This is a genomic window from Aliagarivorans taiwanensis DSM 22990 (genome assembly GCF_000429505.1).
GTDB classification, from domain to species: domain Bacteria; phylum Pseudomonadota; class Gammaproteobacteria; order Enterobacterales; family Celerinatantimonadaceae; genus Aliagarivorans; species Aliagarivorans taiwanensis.
The window spans coordinates 57,723-76,277 of sequence record NZ_AUBZ01000022.1 but is presented as its reverse complement, the minus strand read 5'-3'; the positions used below and the strand labels follow the sequence as shown (position 1 = coordinate 76,277).

At 54.3% G+C, this 18,555-nt stretch carries 17 protein-coding genes and 3 tRNA genes; 11 read left to right on the top strand and 9 right to left on the bottom strand.

All coding sequences use genetic code 11. The features are described 5' to 3' along the window. Positions 1–53: 53 nt before the first annotated feature. Together G462_RS0111910 and G462_RS23955 are read left to right on the top strand one after the other, a co-directional pair. Entirely contained in the window at positions 54–1,691 is a 1,638-nt protein-coding gene (locus tag G462_RS0111910; protein WP_026959188.1) for an ExeA family protein, read from the top strand. Further along, the gene (locus G462_RS23955) at positions 1,691–2,554 is read left to right on the top strand and encodes a general secretion pathway protein GspB (RefSeq protein ID WP_026959187.1); all 864 of its coding nucleotides are present in this window, start codon (positions 1,691–1,693) and stop codon (positions 2,552–2,554) included. The genes G462_RS0111910 and G462_RS23955 overlap by 1 nt, the downstream gene beginning before the upstream one ends. 67 nt (positions 2,555–2,621) lie before the next feature. Here G462_RS23955 and G462_RS0111900 read toward each other — a convergent pair whose 3' ends face one another. From G462_RS0111900 to G462_RS0111890, 3 genes are all read right to left on the bottom strand, one after another. Beyond that, positions 2,622–3,227: a TIGR04211 family SH3 domain-containing protein gene (locus G462_RS0111900; protein WP_051326716.1), complete on the bottom strand. Its 606-nt coding sequence runs from the start codon at positions 3,225–3,227 to the stop codon at positions 2,622–2,624. Positions 3,228–3,359: 132 nt separating this feature from the next. Then, positions 3,360–4,625: an inorganic phosphate transporter gene (locus G462_RS0111895; protein ID WP_026959185.1), complete on the bottom strand. Its 1,266-nt coding sequence runs from the start codon at positions 4,623–4,625 to the stop codon at positions 3,360–3,362. Between the two features lie 29 nt (positions 4,626–4,654). Next, positions 4,655–5,335: a TIGR00153 family protein gene (locus G462_RS0111890; protein WP_026959184.1), complete on the bottom strand. Its 681-nt coding sequence runs from the start codon at positions 5,333–5,335 to the stop codon at positions 4,655–4,657. 186 nt (positions 5,336–5,521) lie between these two features. Between G462_RS0111890 and G462_RS23950 the strand changes: the two genes are divergently transcribed. Further along, positions 5,522–6,583, top strand: coding sequence for a CYTH domain-containing protein (locus G462_RS23950; protein WP_051326715.1), 1,062 nt, complete (start codon positions 5,522–5,524; stop codon positions 6,581–6,583). Here the strand turns inward: G462_RS23950 and G462_RS0111880 are convergent. Then, on the bottom strand, positions 6,580–7,047 hold the full coding sequence (locus G462_RS0111880) for a chemotaxis protein CheX (RefSeq protein WP_026959183.1): 468 nt from the start codon (positions 7,045–7,047) through the stop codon (positions 6,580–6,582). The genes G462_RS23950 and G462_RS0111880 overlap by 4 nt on opposite strands. Before the next feature lie 389 nt (positions 7,048–7,436). Here G462_RS0111880 and G462_RS0111875 point away from each other — a divergent pair, with 389 nt between their 5' ends. Beyond that, the gene (locus G462_RS0111875; RefSeq protein WP_026959182.1) at positions 7,437–8,288 is read left to right on the top strand and encodes an HDOD domain-containing protein; all 852 of its coding nucleotides are present in this window, start codon (positions 7,437–7,439) and stop codon (positions 8,286–8,288) included. A gap of 160 nt (positions 8,289–8,448) precedes the next feature. On the opposite strand, the gene G462_RS0111870 is transcribed toward G462_RS0111875, so the two are convergent. From G462_RS0111870 to G462_RS0111860, 3 genes are all read right to left on the bottom strand, one after another. Further along, on the bottom strand, positions 8,449–8,928 hold the full coding sequence (locus tag G462_RS0111870) for a DUF4442 domain-containing protein (RefSeq protein ID WP_026959181.1): 480 nt from the start codon (positions 8,926–8,928) through the stop codon (positions 8,449–8,451). Positions 8,929–9,248: 320 nt separating this feature from the next. Then, positions 9,249–9,324 (bottom strand) — tRNA-Phe (locus tag G462_RS0111865). Between the two features lie 65 nt (positions 9,325–9,389). After that, positions 9,390–9,465: transfer RNA gene (locus tag G462_RS0111860), tRNA-Phe, on the bottom strand. Between the two features lie 462 nt (positions 9,466–9,927). On the opposite strand from G462_RS0111860, the gene G462_RS0111855 reads away from it, so the two are divergent. Next, positions 9,928–10,401 carry an Lrp/AsnC family transcriptional regulator gene (locus G462_RS0111855; protein ID WP_026959180.1) on the top strand — a complete coding sequence of 158 codons (474 nt, stop codon included), beginning with the start codon at positions 9,928–9,930 and terminating at the stop codon, positions 10,399–10,401. Between the two features lie 27 nt (positions 10,402–10,428). Here the strand turns inward: G462_RS0111855 and G462_RS0111850 are convergent, their stop codons facing one another. Then, on the bottom strand, positions 10,429–11,148 hold the full coding sequence (locus G462_RS0111850) for a DUF3581 family protein (protein ID WP_026959179.1): 720 nt from the start codon (positions 11,146–11,148) through the stop codon (positions 10,429–10,431). An 83-nt stretch (positions 11,149–11,231) separates the two neighbouring features. Then, a complete protein-coding gene (locus G462_RS22650; protein ID WP_051326714.1) occupies positions 11,232–12,233 on the bottom strand; it encodes a gluconeogenesis factor YvcK family protein in 1,002 nt (333 codons plus the stop codon). Between the two features lie 168 nt (positions 12,234–12,401). Here G462_RS22650 and G462_RS22645 point away from each other — a divergent pair, with 168 nt between their 5' ends. The 6 genes from G462_RS22645 to G462_RS0111810 all read left to right on the top strand — a co-directional run bounded on the left by G462_RS22645 (position 12,402) and on the right by G462_RS0111810 (position 18,551). Then, positions 12,402–13,214: a UDP-2,3-diacylglucosamine diphosphatase gene (locus G462_RS22645; RefSeq protein WP_084405045.1), complete on the top strand. Its 813-nt coding sequence runs from the start codon at positions 12,402–12,404 to the stop codon at positions 13,212–13,214. 54 nt (positions 13,215–13,268) lie between these two features. Then, positions 13,269–13,706 (top strand): tellurite resistance TerB family protein, encoded by a 438-nt coding sequence (locus G462_RS22640; protein WP_035477578.1) that lies wholly within the window; start codon positions 13,269–13,271, stop codon positions 13,704–13,706. 171 nt (positions 13,707–13,877) lie between these two features. After that, a tRNA-Trp gene (locus tag G462_RS0111830) sits at positions 13,878–13,953 on the top strand. 60 nt (positions 13,954–14,013) lie between these two features. Further along, the gene (locus tag G462_RS0111825; RefSeq protein WP_026959178.1) at positions 14,014–15,441 is read left to right on the top strand and encodes an FAD-dependent oxidoreductase; all 1,428 of its coding nucleotides are present in this window, start codon (positions 14,014–14,016) and stop codon (positions 15,439–15,441) included. Positions 15,442–15,801: 360 nt separating this feature from the next. Beyond that, positions 15,802–17,037, top strand: coding sequence for an imelysin family protein (locus G462_RS0111815; RefSeq protein ID WP_245579561.1), 1,236 nt, complete (start codon positions 15,802–15,804; stop codon positions 17,035–17,037). Between the two features lie 98 nt (positions 17,038–17,135). Continuing rightward, the gene (locus tag G462_RS0111810; RefSeq protein ID WP_084405044.1) at positions 17,136–18,551 is read left to right on the top strand and encodes a di-heme oxidoreductase family protein; all 1,416 of its coding nucleotides are present in this window, start codon (positions 17,136–17,138) and stop codon (positions 18,549–18,551) included. Positions 18,552–18,555: the final 4 nt, after the last annotated feature.

Here is an 18,555-nt window from a genome sequence, read left to right as displayed (position 1 = left end):
AAAAACTCAATGTCCATCGGGCAAGGCGAACTGCGGTAAAAAAGGATAACAGGATGTACTTTGAATACTTCGGGTTAACGGAGAACCCGTTCTCGATTGCTCCCAACCCGGACTATTTGTTTTTAAGCGATCGCCATAAAGAGGCGCAGGCGCACTTGAACTTTGGTTTGGGTGAGACTGGCGGCTTTGTATTGCTTACCGGCGAGGTGGGCACCGGGAAAACTACGGTGCTACGTAACCTGTTGCGCCAGTTAGGCGATGACAGCCAGGTGGCGATGATCCTCAACCCCAGCCTGAGCGAACGTGAGCTGCTGGCCAGTATCTGTGATGAGCTGGAGATAGATTACGACCAGCAGCAAGACAGCCTGAAGCTCTACAGCGACGCCATTAAACAGCGCTTGATGGATAACCACCAGGCCGGCAAGCACACCCTGTTATTGATTGATGAAGCGCAGCACTTGGGCGTACAAGCTCTTGAGCAGCTGCGCCTGCTCACTAATTTAGAAACCGACACCCAAAAGTTACTGAGGGTAGTGTTGGTTGGCCAGCCAGAACTGCAACAGATGCTCAAGCAGAGCATGTTGCGCCAGCTGGCTCAACGGATTACCGCGCGCTATCACTTGCTGCCACTGACTCTGGCAGAAACTCGCCAATATATTCGCTACCGCCTTAAGGTGGCTGGCTGCCAGCGCAAGCTGTTCAGCGATAAAAGCTGTAAGAAAATCTTCCAGCTAAGCGGCGGGATCCCCCGTCTGATTAACCTGCTGTGCGATCGAGCATTGCTGGCCAGTTACGCCGCCGACCAAGAGCTGGTTGAACCCAAAGCGGTACAACAAGCGGCAGGCGAGATTGGTCTGGAGGGCGTAAAAGCGGGCTCAGGAAATAAACTGGGGCTGGGCTTTGCGGCAGGTGTGGTGCTCGCCTTGGGCGTGGCAGGCGCTCTGGCTTATTTATCAAAACCTCCTGCGCCTAGCGCCATTGAACCCACGCTGCAGCCCGCACTCGAGCTTAATCCCATCGTTGCCGAACCCGCGGTAGCCGCTGAGCCGGAGCCGTACGAGCTTGCCGAGGCTGCGCCCGCTGTCAGTGTTGACAGCCAATGGCGTGAGCTGCGCCAAGCCAACCTTCGGCCAGATATTGCCCGCCAGACGCTTTACAAGCTTTGGGGCTATCAGGTGGAGGCCCAGCAGGCCAACTGCCAGCTAGCACCCGCGGTGGGGCTGCGTTGTCAGCGCCAGCAGGGCGGCTGGAACGCGCTGCTGGCGCTCAACTACCCGGCGGTGATTGCACTGAATGATGAAGGCCAACGCTTCTTTGCGGTGGTCACCCAACTTGAGCCGGAGGTGGAGCTGTGGCTCGATAGTCAGCGGATAGTGGTCGAGCCAAGCTGGCTACTGCGCCGCTGGGATGGTGAGTTCGAACTGATGTGGTACCCACCGCGCGGCTTTAGCGGGGTGTTAAAGCAGGGTGAGCGTGGTCCGATGGTGGAGTGGCTTAGCCAAAGCTTAGCCATGCTCAACGGCGGCCTTGCGGGCCAAAGCAGTGTGTTCGATGGCGAGTTGGCCCAGCAAGTCCGCAGCTTCCAACGCCAAAATCTGTTGGAGGCCGATGGGGTGGTTGGAGAGCAAACCATGATGCGCCTTTCCCAGCTAGTCCATCTTAGCCAGCCGCGACTCAAGGAGGTGTGGTAATGTCGATTATCTCTAAGGCACAGCAACGCGGTCAGGGCGAGTATTACGACGGCGACAAACAAGGCTTGTCCATCAAACCCTTGGCTGCCGTTATCGGTGGGCTAGTGCTCGGTTGTGGCTTAGCCGCAGGTGCTTATCTGTATTGGAGCACGGCCACCGCTAGCCCATCTCAAGCAGTTAGCGGTGCCGCAGGGCAACAGCCCGCCATTCAGGTGGTTCAGACGGCTCAGGTTGTTCATCCCGATCAGCAAATACTGGCAAAACCGGCACCTGCCAAGGAGCCGCGCGCGATGGAAAGTGCCTTAACACCCAGAGAGATAACCATATTGCCATTGCCAGAGCTTAAGTTAGAGGCGGTCGATTTGCTGAGTCTGCGCCAGCAGCAGTTAAAGCTGCAGAGCGAGGCTCAGGCGGCCTCTTATTCGCAGGCTGAAGCACCTGTTTCCCAAGCGGCTACCAATGCAGAGCCTGTATCGCAAATAACACCGAGCGCCCAACAGACACAACCACTAGCGCAGCAAGCTGAGCCTGAAGTTGATAGCGTGCTGGCGGCATTGTTCGCCGATGCGGTGGAAGCTACCGAAGGCCAGAGCTGGCAGCAGGGTGACTACGATATGACGCCACAGCTAAGTGCGCTGGATGAGGCTATTAGCGCCAAGGTGCCCGACTTTCAATTTAATTCCCACGTGTATTCTTCGGATTCGGAGCGCAGCTATGTGCGCTTTAACAATGAGCTGTTGTACGAGGGAGAAGAGGTGGCGCCCGGGGTCATTCTAGAGGCCATTCGCCGCGATGATGTGATTTTAAATATCGACGGCACCCTGTGTCGCCAGCGGGCCCTAAAAGACTGGAAGCTCGGCTAGGGCCTAGTGATGCGGTAGAGACTAAAAAGGCGTGCTTAGCACGCCTTTTTTGATCGTGTGATGGAGCTTACATCCAGCGGTTGTCGCGTTTCTTGCGGCGTGGCAGGTGCGGCACAATCAAGCCAACGATCAGGCCCACGATGGCGATAATGCCACCACGCATCATCCAGCGCATTTGAATGTCGGTTTCGCGGGTGTCCAAGCGACGACTCAGGTCTTGGTTTTGGTCGTTGATCTGTGCGAACTGCTCGTTGAGTTGCTGGTTTTGCGCGGTCAGCGTTTCGATTTGCGCAGTCTGCTCTTCAATCAACTGCTGCTGCTGGCCTGCTTGAGAGCTGCTGTCTTCAGCCATACTCTTACGTGCTTGCTCGCTTTTTGCCAGTGCATCTTGCGCCGCTTTCAATTGCTCAGCCAGGCCCGGGTTGCGGTTCAGGAACTTGGCTTCTACCCAGCCTTCGCGGCCGGTAGACATACGGATCTTGGCATACTGGGTTTCGCTGTTAAGGTCCAGCAACTCCACTTTCTCACCGGCGTTGACTGAGCCAATGATGCGGAATTGGTTGCTGGACCCGGAATGCATATAGACGAACAGTTCGTCAGAGATATAGCGGGTTTGAGCGTGAACACTCAAACTCAGGGCAAAGGTGGCAATAGCAAGTAGTCGTGCAAACACGTTATTAGTCTCTAAGTGATTGTTTATGATTTGGTCCCAGTGTACGAAACAACGCTGTGGGGCTCAACCACAGCGTTGTTGTAGAGCACTCATGAGCGCGCTTTATAGGCTCATGAGAGGGGCTTGCGTTGCTTAGTTGAAGATAAGCAGTAGTAGTTCGAAGAACACAATCGCCAGGCCGGCACCTGCTGGTAGGGTAATCACCCACGAGGTAACGATCTTGCGCACCACACCAAGGTTCAGCGCCGCAATACCGCGCGCCATACCTACGCCTAATACCGCACCCACCAAGGTTTGGGTGGTGGAGATTGGTAGGCCGGTACCCGAGGCGATCACTACCGTTGCGGCAGCGGCCAGCTCGGCGGCAAAGCCACGGCTTGGGGTGAGGTGAGTAATGCCGGTACCAATGGTAGCCATGACTCGGTGGCCGAACAGCGCCAGACCAGTCACGATGCCCAGACCGCCCAGTGGCAAGATCCACCACGCTAGCTGCGCTTTAGCCAAGATTTCGCCGTCGTTCTTCACGATGCTCACTACCGCGGCCAGCGGGCCAATGGCATTCGCCACATCGTTAGAGCCGTGGGCGAAGGCCATACAACAGGCGGTGATCACCATCAGTACGGCAAACACCTTCTCTACGTTGGTGTAGTGCATATGGCGGTCGGCTTTTGGATCAATCTTCAGTTTACTGATCACATACTTACCGACGATGGCAACCACCACACCCACCGTGATGGCTAGCAGGTACCCTTCGGCTTCACCAATGTCCAGGCCAACATGCTTAAGGCCTTTTTTGATGGTTACCAGCGACATCATAAAGCCTGCACCAAACATATATAGCGGTACATAGCGCTTGGCCGCTTGGATAGGGTTTTCATCGTCGAAGATAAGCTTCTGCGCACTCATAAAGATGAGATAGGCGATGACCCCAGAGATAGCCGGGGTGACAATCCAGCTGCCTACGATGCCGCCCACCTTGCTCCATTCAACGGCATCAGAGCCCACGCCTATGTAGGCAAAGCCGATGATGGCACCGATGATAGAGTGAGTGGTCGACACCGGCCAACCGTTGTAGGAGGCAATGATCAGCCAAGTGCCCGCGGCTAGCAGCGCGGCTATCATGCCGAAGACCATCAGCTCGGGTTGAGCGGTAAAGGCGTCGGCATCGATAATGCCTTTGCGAATGGTGTTGGTCACCGCGCCACCGGCCAAGTAAGCGCCGGCGAACTCAAAGACCATCGCAATAATGATCGCCTGTTTGATGGTGATCGCCTTAGAACCTACCGAGGTTCCCATCGCGTTCGCTACGTCATTGGCACCAATGCCCCAGGCCATCACAAAGCCGACCACGGCTGCGATAACCACCAGGATGGCACCATAATTTGCAATAATTTCCATAGGTGTAACCTAAGTGTTTTTCTCGTTGGTTAAGAACGGTAGATCATAAGTTCCAGACGCGCGCCTACGCGTTGCGCCTGATCGGCCAGTGCGCCGATGGACTCGATGATGTAGTAGAGGAACATCACGTTGACAGGGTTGAGCTGGTCTTCGAGTTTAAACAGCTCTTTACGCAGTTTGATCTGCTGTGAATCGGTGTCGTCCTCGATGGCATCGAGGCGTTGAATCATCCGCTCCACCAGTTCGACTTCGCGTCCGCGAAAGCCGGTTTCCAGCAAATCGTCGAGTTCGTTGATGGCGTCTTTGGCCAGCGCGGTGGCATCAAGGCTGCGCTTCACATAAGCCATGAATAGATCGACCAGCGACTCCGGCACTTCCAGGTGGCGACCCAGAATACGTCCGCTGATGTCTTTAGCTTTGTTAGCGATACGGTCTTGGTGGGTGAGCAGCTCCAGCAAGTCGGAACGTTCCACCGGCATAAAGATACCGCCAGGTAGGTTAAGTCGAATATTTCGTTTGAGTTTGTCGGCGTCCTTTTCCTTACGAGAAATAAAGGCGCGCGCCTCAGTGGCGGCCTCCCAATCCTTGGAAAAAACGGCGTTAAAAAAAGGTACTAAGCCTTCGCAACACTCATGCACCACACTAATATGCTCTTCCAGTGGCTTGATGGGTGACTTTGCAAAAAGGCCTAAAATTGAGTTCGCTGACATAGTCTTCTTCTCAGTTTAAATTACGCACAATACGTCCATTGCGCGGCGAATGTTAACTTAGCCTAGTTCACTTGTAAGTAGTTTTTTGTCATCTTTTCGCAATCAATTTATGCTAGGTCTGATTTTGATCAAAATGCTGGGATCTAGCCCGCTGATTCTTAAAGTTAATATGAAACTACGCAGTAAATGAACGACGAAATTGAGCTGAAGTTCATCGCCAATCGTGACATCTGGAAGCCACTAGTTGACCTGATGCGTCAATGGACGATCATCGAGCGCGACTCCGTCCCCTTACTCAGCGTCTACTTCGATACCCCCGACTGGCAGCTGTTGAGCTGGGACATGGGACTACGACTGCGCAGCGAGCGCGGTCAGCAATGGCAAACCCTGAAAACTCCCGGCCAAACATTGGGCGGGGTGCATCAGCGCCCGGAGTTCAATCACCCCTTCCAAGGCGAGCTGCCCCAGTTAGCCCTGTTTACCGGCGTACCTTGGCCCGAGCCTGCCAAGCTAGTATCGATGCAGCATCAGCTGCGCGAAGTGTTCCGCACCGACTTTGTACGCCTGCGCATGGTGGTGGAAGTGGATAGGCTTGGGGTGGTGGAAGTGGCCGCCGATCGCGGCCATGTGTCGTTAGGCGGCAACGTATCACTCGGTGAGCAGTGGGAAGTGATCAATGAGATTGAGCTGGAGTTGCTGGACGGCAGCCCCAAGGCCATGTTCGTATTGGCCAAGCAGGTGGCGCAGCTAGCGGGTGTGCAGCTGGCTTGTATCAATAAAGCGCAGCGCGGCTATCACTTGGCCTTGCACAAGCCCTTCACCGCGAAAAGCCTGCCGGGCTTTGAACTTACCAAGCCTGATGCTGCTGCAATCAGGCGCTATCTCGAGCAGCTACTCAATCATGCCCTCTATCACCTGCAGCTTTCGCAGCCCGAGATTACCGCAAACGACAAGCCCCAGGCCTTGCTGCTGGCGATAAACAGCTTTTCACTACTGCTGGATAGCTGTGAAGTATTGGCCAAGCATGCCGGCTGGTTCAAAGGGAAGGCGAGCGGGTTAGAGGGTTGGCAGAACAGTATAGACAAGCTCCGCCAGCTTGATGCAGAGGCGGTGTTTGAGCAGCGCGAGCTGTGCCAGTTGTCACTGGAGATATGCCGCCCCCTCTACCTGCAGAAAGGCGAAGAGCCAGCCGCGGTGACTGACTCTTCAGAACTTATCGCCCAGCTTAGCGCTGTGCGAGCGAGTTAGGCTTTCTCGAAGCAGATCTCGATGGTGGCTTCACCGTACTCGCAGGTGAACGGCATCATCATCTTCGCGCCATCGTTTTTATGGGTAATGGTATGGGCAGGGCCAGAGACCACTACTGGCGTTGCCATCGAGAAATCATAGCCGTCGTCGGCCAATATTCGCTTGGCACCACCGGTCACCATGTTGGTGATTTCACCCACCATATCGGTCACTTCTTCGTTAACGCTGCTAGGGGTTTCGCCCAACATACGGCGCATGATCTCAAAGGCCAGTGAGCGGTCAAAGCTGACGGAGAATGAGCCCTTAAGCTGCGGGCCTACCATACCAATCAGGCCGGACACATCGCCGCGCGCCACTTCGTCTTTCTTGAGTTTGGGTTTGCCGGGCTTGAGCTCAAGCTGCGCCATAGTGGTTAACACATTGAGCAAAGACGACAAAAAAGGATTAACGAACTTAACATCCATGAACTTTTATTCCAGTTTGTTCAGACACTAACAAGAGTCGGTTCAGGTAATTATCAACATACCTTAGAATCGCACGAGAATTCTAAGGCTGCAACCTAGAGGCCACTTTTCGACGCTCTCACAGGCAAAGTTACGACTCACTTCATAATCTGCCAGAAAAGCGGCTGAAACGGGCAATATCGGCGCTGCTTTCTTGTGATGTTTCCTTAAAAATAGCTGATATTAATCAACGACTTGTTAACGCTGTTGGTGGAACTTCGGTGAGCTTGTCAAAGTTCGATCGGAGTTATTGAGTTAGCCTATTAGTTGGTTTAAGGTGTAGTTGTCTATCTATCTGATAACTAAGGCATTGTTGCATATCGTGCCGAATGAGCCAGGAAGCTTGTGGTATGGCCTTATTAGTGACCGAACCAGAGAAAGTAATTCTCGACCAACTGTTAATTCCCCCGCGCCCGCAGATCCTTTTGAAGATCACCCAGCAAGCTCGCATGGACGAGCCCGATGTGGCAATGATTGCCGAAGCGATTGCCAGTGATGTGGGACTTAGCGGCGCAGTATTGCAGGTGGTGAACTCGGCGGCGTTTCGCCGCGCCACCACCATTCGCTCGATTCATCAGGCAGTGATGACGCTGGGGCTGGATCGGGTGCTGCTGATCGTTAAGGCGGTCGCGCTGAAATCTTGTTGGTCTGATTCCAAGGCCTTGGAGTACCTATGGGGCCACAGTCAATTGATTGCCAACTGTGCCGCCTTGCTGGCGGAAGAACTCGGCTACGAGGTGATCAAGGACAAGGTCTATATGCTCGGGCTGTTCCATCAAAGTGGTGTAGCGGCGCTGTATACCCATTTTGATGACTACGCCGAGTTGCTGGCCAAAAACCAAACACTTAGCTGGCGTGGCATTGCCGATATCGAGCGGGAGCGCTACAGCACCAGTCATCCCACCGTTGCAGCATTGATAGCCCAAAAATGGGGACTGCCCACCGCGCTGGCTGAAGCCATTTACTATCAATATGATTGGGAAAGTCTGGTTGCCAGCGAAGAGATGACCAAGGCGGTACGACTGTTGGTGGTGCTGCTCAAACTGGCCAAGGTGGCCGCAGATAAGCAATCGGGCCAGCCCTACCCACCGAGCAATTGGTATGAACTGGTCGATGCAACCAGTAGCTTCCTAGGCCTTGATGAAGGGCAGCTAGAGGAAGTCTTGCTAGTGGTTGCTGAAAAAGCCGCTAGCGCTCAATAGTTATACCAGTCTACATAAGTAACTGAGCATTCTTGCTGGTTAAAATCATTGATGACAGCGTCAACGCTTTTGTAATTAGTCCTCTAGTTACGGCAAGCGCCTCCTTGCCCTCAATGATTTTCCTGCGCAATATCTGATCATTAACTTATCCAGATTGGTATTACTTCGCGCTCGCTTTCAGTGACAGGGTCAGCGAGAAACGCGCCATTACCTCATCGCCGCTGAGCTTAGGGCAGGTGGCGATAATCTCAACCGCTTGGTTGACCCGCTCGCCACTGGCTGCGCTTTGCTCCAGCATCTGATCGATCAGCGCCCCATCTTTACAGGTAAATACCACATCATCTTCCGGGCGTTTTAAGAACTCGCCCTCCACCGCCTTGAACGCCAAAGATATCCGATAGGGGCTGTTAGCGGTTTTGGCAAAGGCCAGAAACGCCCCGGCTACATCGGCACCAACCGCCAGCGCGCCAAAGTACATGCTGTTGAGATGATTTTTGGTGCGACGGCGCAGTGGGATCTTCATCACCAGCTCTTGCTCGGTCATCACCAGGATTTTAGGGCGGCAAAACCCAATGAGTGGCACCTTAACCAGGCCAAAGTAGCGCAGCATAAAGTTGGCTTTCCGTAGCGACGGCAGCATGGCATTCCTCCTTGTTAGACGTGCTAATACCAATCTACATAAGTAACAGCTCATTATTGCTGGTTAAAATCATTGATGACAGCGTCAACGCTTTTGTAATTAGCCCACTAGTCACGGCAAGCGCTTCCTCGTCCTCAATGATTTTCCCTGCGCAATCTCTGATCACTTACTTATCCGGATTGATATGAATTTAAACGCTTGTTTGAAAATAGCAAGCGAGGCATTGCAAGTTTGTGGCGGGCAAAAGCTGTGGGGAGGCAGCGGGGACTATTTCCGGTGACTAAAACGCAAAAAGCCTCGCAATGCGAGGCTTTTAAACGTGGTGCCCGGAGGCGGAATCGAACCACCGACACGAGGATTTTCAATCCTCTGCTCTACCGACTGAGCTATCCGGGCAAATTTTGTATCTAGTGCTGCTGGCAACCTAGTAAAAAGCCTCGCTAAGCGAGGCTCTTTAAATGTGGTGCCCGGAGGCGGAATCGAACCACCGACACGAGGATTTTCAATCCTCTGCTCTACCGACTGAGCTATCCGGGCAACGGGGCGTATTAGACGTTTTTTACGGTTTGAAGTCAAACGCTAAACCGCAAAAACGCAGAAATCGAGTTTGTTTGCTGAAAATGCACTCAAACTGGGTTTTTAGTGAGCTGGTATTGCAAGGTTTGGGCGCAAACAGCACAAGAACGTTGCCACTATAAACGACGAAAGGTGGCCAATGGCCACCCTCACGCGTCGTTAATCTCTTGGGTTAAGAAGTAAGCTGTGCGGTCTAACCGGGTAAGTTATCGCCAGTTGAGTGCCCGATACCTAGGTGAGGTAAGTGCTGCGCCCCACCGGTAAGTGGTTTGCGTTTCTCTAACGTGCTTATAGATTAAGGATTTCGAAGGGGTGAGTGGTTGCGATGTTTGCCGAATATGCAGTTTATTAAGCAAGAGATAGCTTCTAAATGGCCTTATTGAGGTGTATTGTTGCTTGGCAGTAAATTTAGGGACAACTTTTATGAAGTTAGATAGAACAGATCGGCGTATTCTCGCCCTTATGCAGCAAAATGGACGTATCAGCAACCTGGAGTTGGCAGAGCAAGTCGGCCTGTCTCCATCGCCCTGTTCACGGCGGGTAAAAGCCCTGGAAGAAGCCGGGCTGATCGCCAAGCATGTCACCGTACTTGATGCCAATAAGCTCAACCTGAAACTCACCGCATATATCCATATCTCGATGGACCGCCACACCCCGGATCGCTTTGATAACTTCGAGCGTCTAGTCGCTGGCTACGAGGAGGTGATGGAGTGTGCTTTGGTGACTGGCGTCGATGCCGACTACCAGCTCAAGGTAGTGGTGCCGGATATGGACCATTACCAGCAGTTCCTGCTGGGAAAACTGACCCGCATTGAAGGAGTAACTGGGGTGCGTTCAAGCTTTGTGCTGCGTCAGGTGTTCCACCATAGCGCACTGCCACTGTCGCATATTCGTTAGCAAGGGCGAGCTATCGCCCTGCCATGCTTATTGCGCGCTTTGAGCCAGATAACGATCGCGCGCCGCGCAGTAGCTATCGATCAGCAGTTGGCTCTCTTCTTGTTTGTAGGGCAGCAATGCCCCAACCAGCATCCGCTTTTGGCCATGGCCTAGCTTCTTGCCATTCTCGCTAATGGTGAAGTGCAGGGTGGCAACACCACGACGGCCATTCGGCTGGTAATCGCCGTGGTCGAAGTCGAGGGTAGCGCGCTGTTGGGGCAGGGTATCCAGCTCCAGGCTCATGCTCTCGTAGATCACCAGCGGGCGCTTGCGATTGAGCATCAGCCCCTGCTCTTTTAACAAGGGCTCAAGAATATGTGGGAAGTTCATGCCAGAGAAACGGGCATAGTCTTGAATCATTCCCTCAATCACTTCGTGCTGATGGGTAGACTCGCCCTGAGTCTCCAGACTCAGGTAGCGCTTGTCGTTGTCGTCGAGTAGGTCAAAGCGGCCCTTATCAGGAGATTCGACCCGCAGTGGTACGTTGTCGCTGACCATATCGCTAAAGCTGACTTGCATCTTTTGGGCGAGGCCTAGCTCGTTGAGTAGCACCGAGAACAGCAGATCGCCGGGCACACAGAAGCGCGAGGAGTCCGCATCGTGGATCGCGTTAAAGTCGTTCGCGACCGATTTAGCGAAGCTACAGGCCTGCTGACGGCTGAAGATCAGCTTGTCTTGCTGGCGCGAAAAATAGTCAGATAGTTCCATAATCTTGTGACAACCACAGTTTCAATCGGCGAGATTCTACCAAAATCCCTGCAAACTGTGGTCGTATCAGTGTAAAAGCTCGATTAAGTAGCGTGGCTCAGCTCGGCAAAGTATGCGCTCAAGGCCTTCGAGAGCTTGTCGGAGGAGTGGCGTACCACCTCGCCATCGTCTAGCAGATCGGTGTGAATGAACTGGTAGTTTTCCCGCAAGGCTTGCAAGTTGTCGAAGGCGACATGTTCGGCGCGCTCAGAGCTGTAGTTATTCAGTGCCTCTTGGCTGGGGGCGTGGCTGTTTACTAGCAACACATCGAGCTTGCGGCCGATGTAGCGCTCCAGCACTTCAATAAAGGCTTCCAGCTTAAAGCCGTCGGTTTCGCCAAACTTGGTCATGATATTGCTGACATACACCAGCTTGGCCTTGGAGCTGCACAGCGCCTGTCTAACGCCCGGCACCAGCAGGTTGGGAATGATAGAGGTAAACAGGTCGCCCGGACCCAGCACAATCGCATCCACCGAGTTGATCCGCTCGATAACCGGTGGATAGACCCTGACTTGTTCAGCGTGGTGGGGCACTAAGAACACGTTCTCAATCTTTTCTCGTTGATCGCCGCGAGGGATATCGATGGCGCTTTCACCAAAGATCCGCTCGCCGCTGGTGAGCTCGGCGACTAAGGTGGATTTGTCGACTGTGACCGGCAAGATCTCGCCCTCAACATCGAGCATCTGTGCCAGACCCTGCACCCCTTCTGAGAATGAGCCGCTGTATTGCGACAGCATGGTCAGCAGCATATTGCCCGCGCTGTGGCCGGTTAGGCGGTTGCCCTTGGTAAAGCGCTTGAGCAATAGTTGGCGGGCCAACTCACGATGGGGCGATAGCGCCAAAACACACTTGAGGATATCGCCGGGGGGGAGGATCCCCAATTCGTCGCGCAGACGACCGGTGCTACCGCCACTGTCGGTCATCGAGACGATCGCGCTGACCGAGGTGTCGGGAAGATCGCGTAGCGCCGAGAGCATAACGAAATGTCCACTACCACCACCGATGGTGGCGACTGCCAGTTTATTGTTATAAGAAGGGGCTGACATACTATCCATGACAAAGCGAGTGATGGGCAAATTGTGACAGTAAGAGTGGCGACTCTCAAGGTTGACTGACCAGTTAGCGTGAGCACTGTCATCATCGTGCAATCCCAGCTTCACATTGCGGTCAAAAATCCATCGTAATTTTGCAGAAAAACCACGGATGACAATGCTATGGCGAAAAAGCAGGTCTATCAAAGCCTCTGGCTTTCCGATATTCATCTGGGCTGCAGGGACTGCAAAGCGGAGTTCCTGTTACATCTTCTTAAGCAAACCCGCGCCAAGCGGATCTTCTTGGTGGGAGACATCATCGATGTCTGGGCGCTCAAGCGCCGGGTCCACTGGCCAGCCGCACATAACGATGTGCTCCAGTATTTGATGTATCTGGCGCGCAAAGGCACCGAAGTCATCTATATCCCGGGCAACCACGACCAGCTATTTAAGGCCTATAAGGGCTTGGAGCTGGGCGATATCCCGGTGCACGAGCAATACACCTATACCAGCATTACCGGCAAGAAGATCCTGATGCTGCATGGCGACCAGTTTGATGACGAAGTGTGCTTTGGCAAGCTCTACGCCAAGCTGGGGGATCACCTCTACGACCTGCTGATGTTCCTCAATCGCGTGGTCAGTGATTGGCGTCAGCGCTTGGGTTACTCCTATTGGTCGCTGGCGGGCTACATCAAATCGCGCATCGGTAAGGCGCAAGAGGCAATCCTACGTTACCAGAATGCCGCGATTAACGAGGCCAAGCGTCAGCAGGCCGATATGATTATCTGCGGTCACATCCATCACCCTTGCTTACTCGAGAAAGACGGCGTGGTCTACGCCAACGATGGTGACTGGATAGAAAACTGCACCTACCTGTGTGAAACCATGGAAGGCGAGCTGCAGCTACGCCGCTGGGATGACAAAGCCGGCGAGTGCCAGTTGCTGGCCAGTCACGACACCCGTGAGCCTGCTGCGCCAGAATCTAAGGTGGCATAAGCAGCTTTTCGCGCTATAGTCCCCGAAAGCACACACTTTTGGGGACCATCAAGCATGTTGCAAGCCTTAAAGCAGTTTATTCAGGCGGCGATTGAAACCGATCATGCAGTAGCGGGCGATGAAGTCGAGTTGGCGGTTGCCACCTTGTTTGTCCAGCTAAGCCGCGCCGACAATCAGCCCGATGAGGCTGAGCGCGCCAAGATGCTCAAACGCTTAGCGCATCTGTTTCAGTTAGAGACAATAGAAGCAGAGCGCCTGCTCGCGCGCGCCGACGAGATGGCCGAGCAAGCGACCTCGCTGTACGACTTTACCCGCTTTGTGAAGCAACTCGAGTATCAGCAGCGCTATCAGTTTACCGTGGCGCTGTGGGAAATAGCCTGGGCCGACGATGAACTCGACCCGCACGAAGAGGCATTGATCAGGCAAATCGCCGAGCTGATTTATCTCAGCCACAGCGATTTTGTGAAGGCCAAACACCAAGCGCAGCCATAACATGCATCACTTTGAACCGCTGCATGCGAAAATTTGAGCCGCGGCTCGCGAAAATTTGGTGAACTAATCAGCGATTTGCGGCGTTTTGTTTAAAGCTTGCGCAAACAGACTCAATGCGCGATTCTGGGTCTTTACCTTTAGTTGGGTTTAGGTATACTACGCAGCGTCTCTAGGGGCGTAGTTCCAATGGCAGAACGTCGGATTCCAAATCCGAATGTTGGGAGTTCGAATCTCTCCGCCCCTGCCACATTAAAAGGCCAGCTTTATGCTGGCCTTTTTCGTATCTGCATGCCGGAAGGAGTATCAGGTGTCGGCTGGTTCACACAAGTTAGCGGTTATTGGTGGCGGCATCGCCGGTTCTACCATTGCTTTGAATTTGGCAGAGTTGGGCATTGAGGTGCACTTGTTGGAGGCAGGCCCCAGTCTGGTCAATGGCCCTCCGGCGTGTCATCTGCACGCAGGCGGTAATCTTTATCGCGAGCTCGACACCCAGCAGTGCATCGATCTTCTCGAGCAATCACTGGAGATGCTCAGCGCCTTCCCCCATTGCGCGAACCCCCGTCCTACCGTATTGGCACTTCCGCTTGAAGACGCCAGTACGCCGCAAGCCTTGCTACCTCGGCTGGAACATCTACGCAGCCACTATCAACAGCTTATCGAGCAGCGCCCGGAGCTTGAGCTCATCGGCAAGCCGGAGCACTACTTCAGCCTCTACTCGCGTGAGCAGTTGCAAGCGCTGGCAGAGCGAACCCCGCCTGCGCAGCCTCGCTGTGACGATGATTGGATGATTCCGCTGGCGCGCCAGCTCGATCTGAACAAGCTGCAGTTTCCGCTGATCTTGGTGCAAGAGTATGGCCTGAGCATGCTACGCCTGGCGGCTAGCTGCGAACTGATGGCGGAACACTTGCCAAACTTAAATCTGTCGCTTAACAGCCGGGTTGATGCACTAAGCCGACAAGGCGACAAATGGCAGCTAACGGTTACTCGTGGTGGAGAGCAGCAAATGCTCGAGGTGGACTACTTGGTGAACGCCTGTGGTTTTCGCACCGGTAGCATCGACGATCAGGCAGGCCTGAGCCGCCAGCGTATGGTGGAGTTCAAAGCGGCGTTTCTGAGCCACTGGCCGCGCCCCGAAGGTCATTGGCCAGAGGTGATCATCCACGGCGAGCGCGGTACCCCGCAGGGTATGGCCCAGCTCACTCCTTATGCCGATAGCTACTTCCAGCTACATGGTATGACTGAAGAGATCACCCTGTTCAAAGACGGCTTGGTGGCTAGCGACCAGCAAAGCGCCCAACCGCGCTTGCCCAGCCCGCTGCTCAGTAAAATCGAGCAGGGCTGGCCCGAAGATGTGCTCAACCAACGTAGTGAGTTAGCGATTGCTCACTTCGCGCGCTTCCTACCAGATTTCTCGCAGGCCGAACCGGCTAGTAAGGCGCTGTTCGGTGCTCAGCAGATCCCCGGTGGCGATCCAAGCCGCCGCGAGGCCACAGTTAGTTTTGCTGATAATCACTACGCCCGGGCCGAGATCGTCAAGTTCTCATCGGCGCCGAAAGCGGCTCGACTTATCGCTGGGGAACTGGCTGAACTGGGCTGGTCAGTGAAACCCTACCAACTGCTGCAAAGTGCTAAGCATCTCAACAAGCAGCAGATCCTTTCACAGGCTCGCGCCATTGCAACTGCGCGTCAGCTTCCGCCTGCCTTGGCGGAGATCTATGGGGAATTTCAGGCCTAGGCTTGCTGAAGCAGCCGGCAGTAGTGGTCAGGCACCTGCTGGCTCTTAGCGAGGCGATAAACCACCTCCAGCTGGCACCCTGCACGCTGGGCAAACACCGAAGCTGGAATTCCTTTTCTGCGTAGTGTTTTTAGAAATTGTCGTCCGTTCACTGCTATCTCGACATGGTTTAAGTCTGTTGGCAGGCGCTATTTAACCCAAGCAGTATGACAGTGCGATGAAACATCGCTAACCCTTGATTAAATGATTATTTGCCAACCAGTAAAGCGCCTATTTAACTTAATTCCATCAGGGTCTTTACAATAGCAATATAAATGCTAACAATAACGATTCTCATTAAAATGTAAAACAGGGATGTTTATGCGTTCGTTAGTATTTCTCTCAGGCGTGTTGTTTAGCGCTACTACCATTGCCGCTCCAAGCGTTGAGCAAGTCACTGAGCACTATGCCGATTTGGCCCATGCGGTTTACACCGATGCCTACACCTCCGCCATTCAATTGCGTGAAGCTAACAAGGCGTTATTGGCCTCACCCAGTGAAGCCAGCCTGCAAGCTGCTAAGCAAGCATGGCTGAATGCCCGGGTGTTCTACCAGCAAAGTGAGGTGTTCCGCTTTGGTAATCCAGTTGTTGATGATTGGGAAGGTCAGCTGAATGCCTGGCCGCTGGATGAGGGCCTTATCGATTATGTGGCGACTGACTATCAGTTTGAGTTGGGCAACCCCGGCGCTACCGCCAACATTATCGCCAGCCAAAGTCTGCTAGTGGGTGAAGATAACATCGATCTTAGCGAGATCACGCCAGATTTGCTGGCTTCACTCAATGAACTGGCAGGCTCTGAAGCGAATGTCGCCAGCGGCTACCACGCCATCGAGTTCTTGCTGTGGGGGCAGGATCTGAATGGCACCAACGCCGGTGCCGGTGAGCGTCCGGCCAGTGACTTCGCACAAGGCTCGGCTTGTACTAATGGTAACTGTGAGCGCCGTGGCGAGTATCTGATGGCAGCCAGTCAGCTGCTGGTGGATGATCTAGCGTGGATGAGTGCGCAATGGTCGGAGCAAGGTGATTACCGCAGCGAGCTATTGGCTGAATCTTCAGAGCAGGTACTACGTCGTATGCTGTTTGGCATGGGCAGCTTGTCACTGGGTGAGCTAGCCGGTGAGCGTATGAAGGTGGCACTGGAAGCAGCATCCACCGAAGATGAGCACGACTGCTTTAGCGACAATACCCACAACTCGCATTACTACAACGCCAAAGGGGTTGCCAATGTGTACTTTGGGCAATTCCAGCGCGCTTCTGGCGAAACCTTTAGTGGTCCAAGCCTGCATGAGTTGGTGCAAGGCCTAGATGCTCAACAGGCCTTGGCTAACCAAACCGCCTTTGCCAATACCGAGCAACAGCTCACGGCAATGGTGACCAGTGCCGAACAAGACGGCGTGTACTTCGATATGTTGATCGCGCCTGACAACCAGCAAGGCCATGAACTGGTCAATGGCGCGATTAGCGCGTTGGTTGAGAGCACTAAGGCGATTGAGCAAACCGCCAACGTGCTGGGTGTTCAAGGCCTGAATCCTGACACTGCTGACCACGAGTTCTAATCAACCCTACCTTGATTAAGCAACTGGGAGCTTCGGCTCCCCTTTGTCGTTCCCTTTGTCGTAGTTTTGCCGCTAAAGAAAGATAACAAGGAGAGAGTATGTCAGCGCGCATATCAACAGATGGTTTAGTTGGGTGGGCTTGGCTGGGGGCAGCCTCCGCTGCGTTAGTCTCCGGCTCTTTGCTGGCTAATCCGGCCTTACCGGGAGGGGGGACCACGACCTCCAAACAAGACCAAAACGCCTTTTCTATGCCTGCTAGCAACCTCGGCTTTGAAGGGCGTTTGGAGTTTAGCTCCGGTAATAGCTTTTTTCGTAACCCTTGGGTGGTTGCCCCCGCCACCACCATCGCCCGCGATGGCCTGGGCCCGCTGTTTAACACCAATGGCTGTCAGAACTGTCATATCAAGGATGGCCGTGGTCATGTCGCCGAAGTGGGCGACGACAATGCAGTGTCGATGTTGGTGCGAATTAGCATTCCGGCCACGAGCGGCGAGCAGCGCGAGTTTGAGCGCCTACATGGCACGATTCCCGAACCCAATTACGGCGGACAGATCCAAGACCAAGCGATACCCGGCGTGGCACCAGAGGCGCGAGTGCGGGTGAGCTACAGCTATCAGCAAGTCAGCTTGGCCGATGGTTCGCAGCGCGAGCTGCGCCGCCCCGAATTAGTTGTCGATCAGCTCGGCTATGGGCCGATGCACCCCGATACTCTGTTTTCGTTGCGTGTCGCCCCGGCGATGATTGGCCTCGGGCTGCTGGAGAGCATTAGCGAGACGGATATTATGGCCTTGGCCGATCCGCAAGACAGCAACAACGACGGTATCCGCGGTATCGCCAACTTGGTGTGGGATATCCAAAGTCAGGACTTCCAGTTGGGCCGCTTTGGCTGGAAGAGTGGCCAGCCAAGCCTGCGCCAGCAAAACGCGGCTGCTTTTAACGGTGATATTGGTATCACCAGCGCGTGGTTCGCCAGCGATGACTGCAGCGCCGCCCAGGCAGATTGCTTGAATGCCGCCTCCGGCGGTGCGGCGGAGGTCAGTGAAAACATTCTCGATTTAGTGGAGTTTTATACCCAGCATCTGGCGGTACCGAAACGGCGTAATCTCGATGAGCCGCAGGTGAGTGAGGGCGATGCGCTGTTTAGCCAGCTCAGTTGCGATAGCTGCCATGTGCGCAAATTTGTCACTGCCAAGCGTGAAGACCGCCCAGCCCTGAGTGAGCAGACCATCTACCCCTACACCGATTTGCTACTGCATGACATGGGTGAAGGGCTAAGCGATGGTCGGCCGGAATATCTGGCCAGCGGCCAGCACTGGCGCACTCCGCCGTTGTGGGGCATCGGCTTGCAGCCGGTGGTCAACGGCCACTCTGAGCTATTGCACGATGGGCGCGCCCGCAATGTGGAAGAAGCGATCTTTTGGCATGGCGGCGAAGCGCAAGCTTCGCGCGACAGCTACATGGCGCTCAGCCAAGCCCAGCGTGAGGCGCTGCTGGCCTTTGTTAACTCACTCTAGGAGG

Excerpts from the sequence above, each read along its gene's own strand:
- G462_RS23950 (WP_051326715.1), top strand. The coding sequence starts at position 5,522 with ATGAACGACGAAATTGAGCTGAAGTTCATCGCCAATCGTGACATCTGG.
- G462_RS0111910 (WP_026959188.1), top strand. The coding sequence starts at position 54 with ATGTACTTTGAATACTTCGGGTTAACGGAGAACCCGTTCTCGATTGCT.
- G462_RS0111870 (WP_026959181.1), bottom strand. The coding sequence starts at position 8,928 with ATGCTGCCGTCGCTACGGAAAGCCAACTTTATGCTGCGCTACTTTGGC.
- G462_RS0111810 (WP_084405044.1), top strand. The coding sequence starts at position 17,136 with ATGTCAGCGCGCATATCAACAGATGGTTTAGTTGGGTGGGCTTGGCTG.
- G462_RS23955 (WP_026959187.1), top strand. The coding sequence starts at position 1,691 with ATGTCGATTATCTCTAAGGCACAGCAACGCGGTCAGGGCGAGTATTAC.
- G462_RS22645 (WP_084405045.1), top strand. The coding sequence starts at position 12,402 with ATGGCGAAAAAGCAGGTCTATCAAAGCCTCTGGCTTTCCGATATTCAT.
- G462_RS0111815 (WP_245579561.1), top strand. The coding sequence starts at position 15,802 with ATGCGTTCGTTAGTATTTCTCTCAGGCGTGTTGTTTAGCGCTACTACC.
- G462_RS22640 (WP_035477578.1), top strand. The coding sequence starts at position 13,269 with ATGTTGCAAGCCTTAAAGCAGTTTATTCAGGCGGCGATTGAAACCGAT.
- G462_RS0111875 (WP_026959182.1), top strand. The coding sequence starts at position 7,437 with ATGGCCTTATTAGTGACCGAACCAGAGAAAGTAATTCTCGACCAACTG.
- G462_RS0111850 (WP_026959179.1), bottom strand. The coding sequence starts at position 11,148 with ATGGAACTATCTGACTATTTTTCGCGCCAGCAAGACAAGCTGATCTTC.
- G462_RS0111855 (WP_026959180.1), top strand. The coding sequence starts at position 9,928 with ATGAAGTTAGATAGAACAGATCGGCGTATTCTCGCCCTTATGCAGCAA.
- G462_RS0111880 (WP_026959183.1), bottom strand. The coding sequence starts at position 7,047 with ATGGATGTTAAGTTCGTTAATCCTTTTTTGTCGTCTTTGCTCAATGTG.
- G462_RS0111890 (WP_026959184.1), bottom strand. The coding sequence starts at position 5,335 with ATGTCAGCGAACTCAATTTTAGGCCTTTTTGCAAAGTCACCCATCAAG.
- G462_RS22650 (WP_051326714.1), bottom strand. The coding sequence starts at position 12,233 with ATGTCAGCCCCTTCTTATAACAATAAACTGGCAGTCGCCACCATCGGT.
- G462_RS0111895 (WP_026959185.1), bottom strand. The coding sequence starts at position 4,625 with ATGGAAATTATTGCAAATTATGGTGCCATCCTGGTGGTTATCGCAGCC.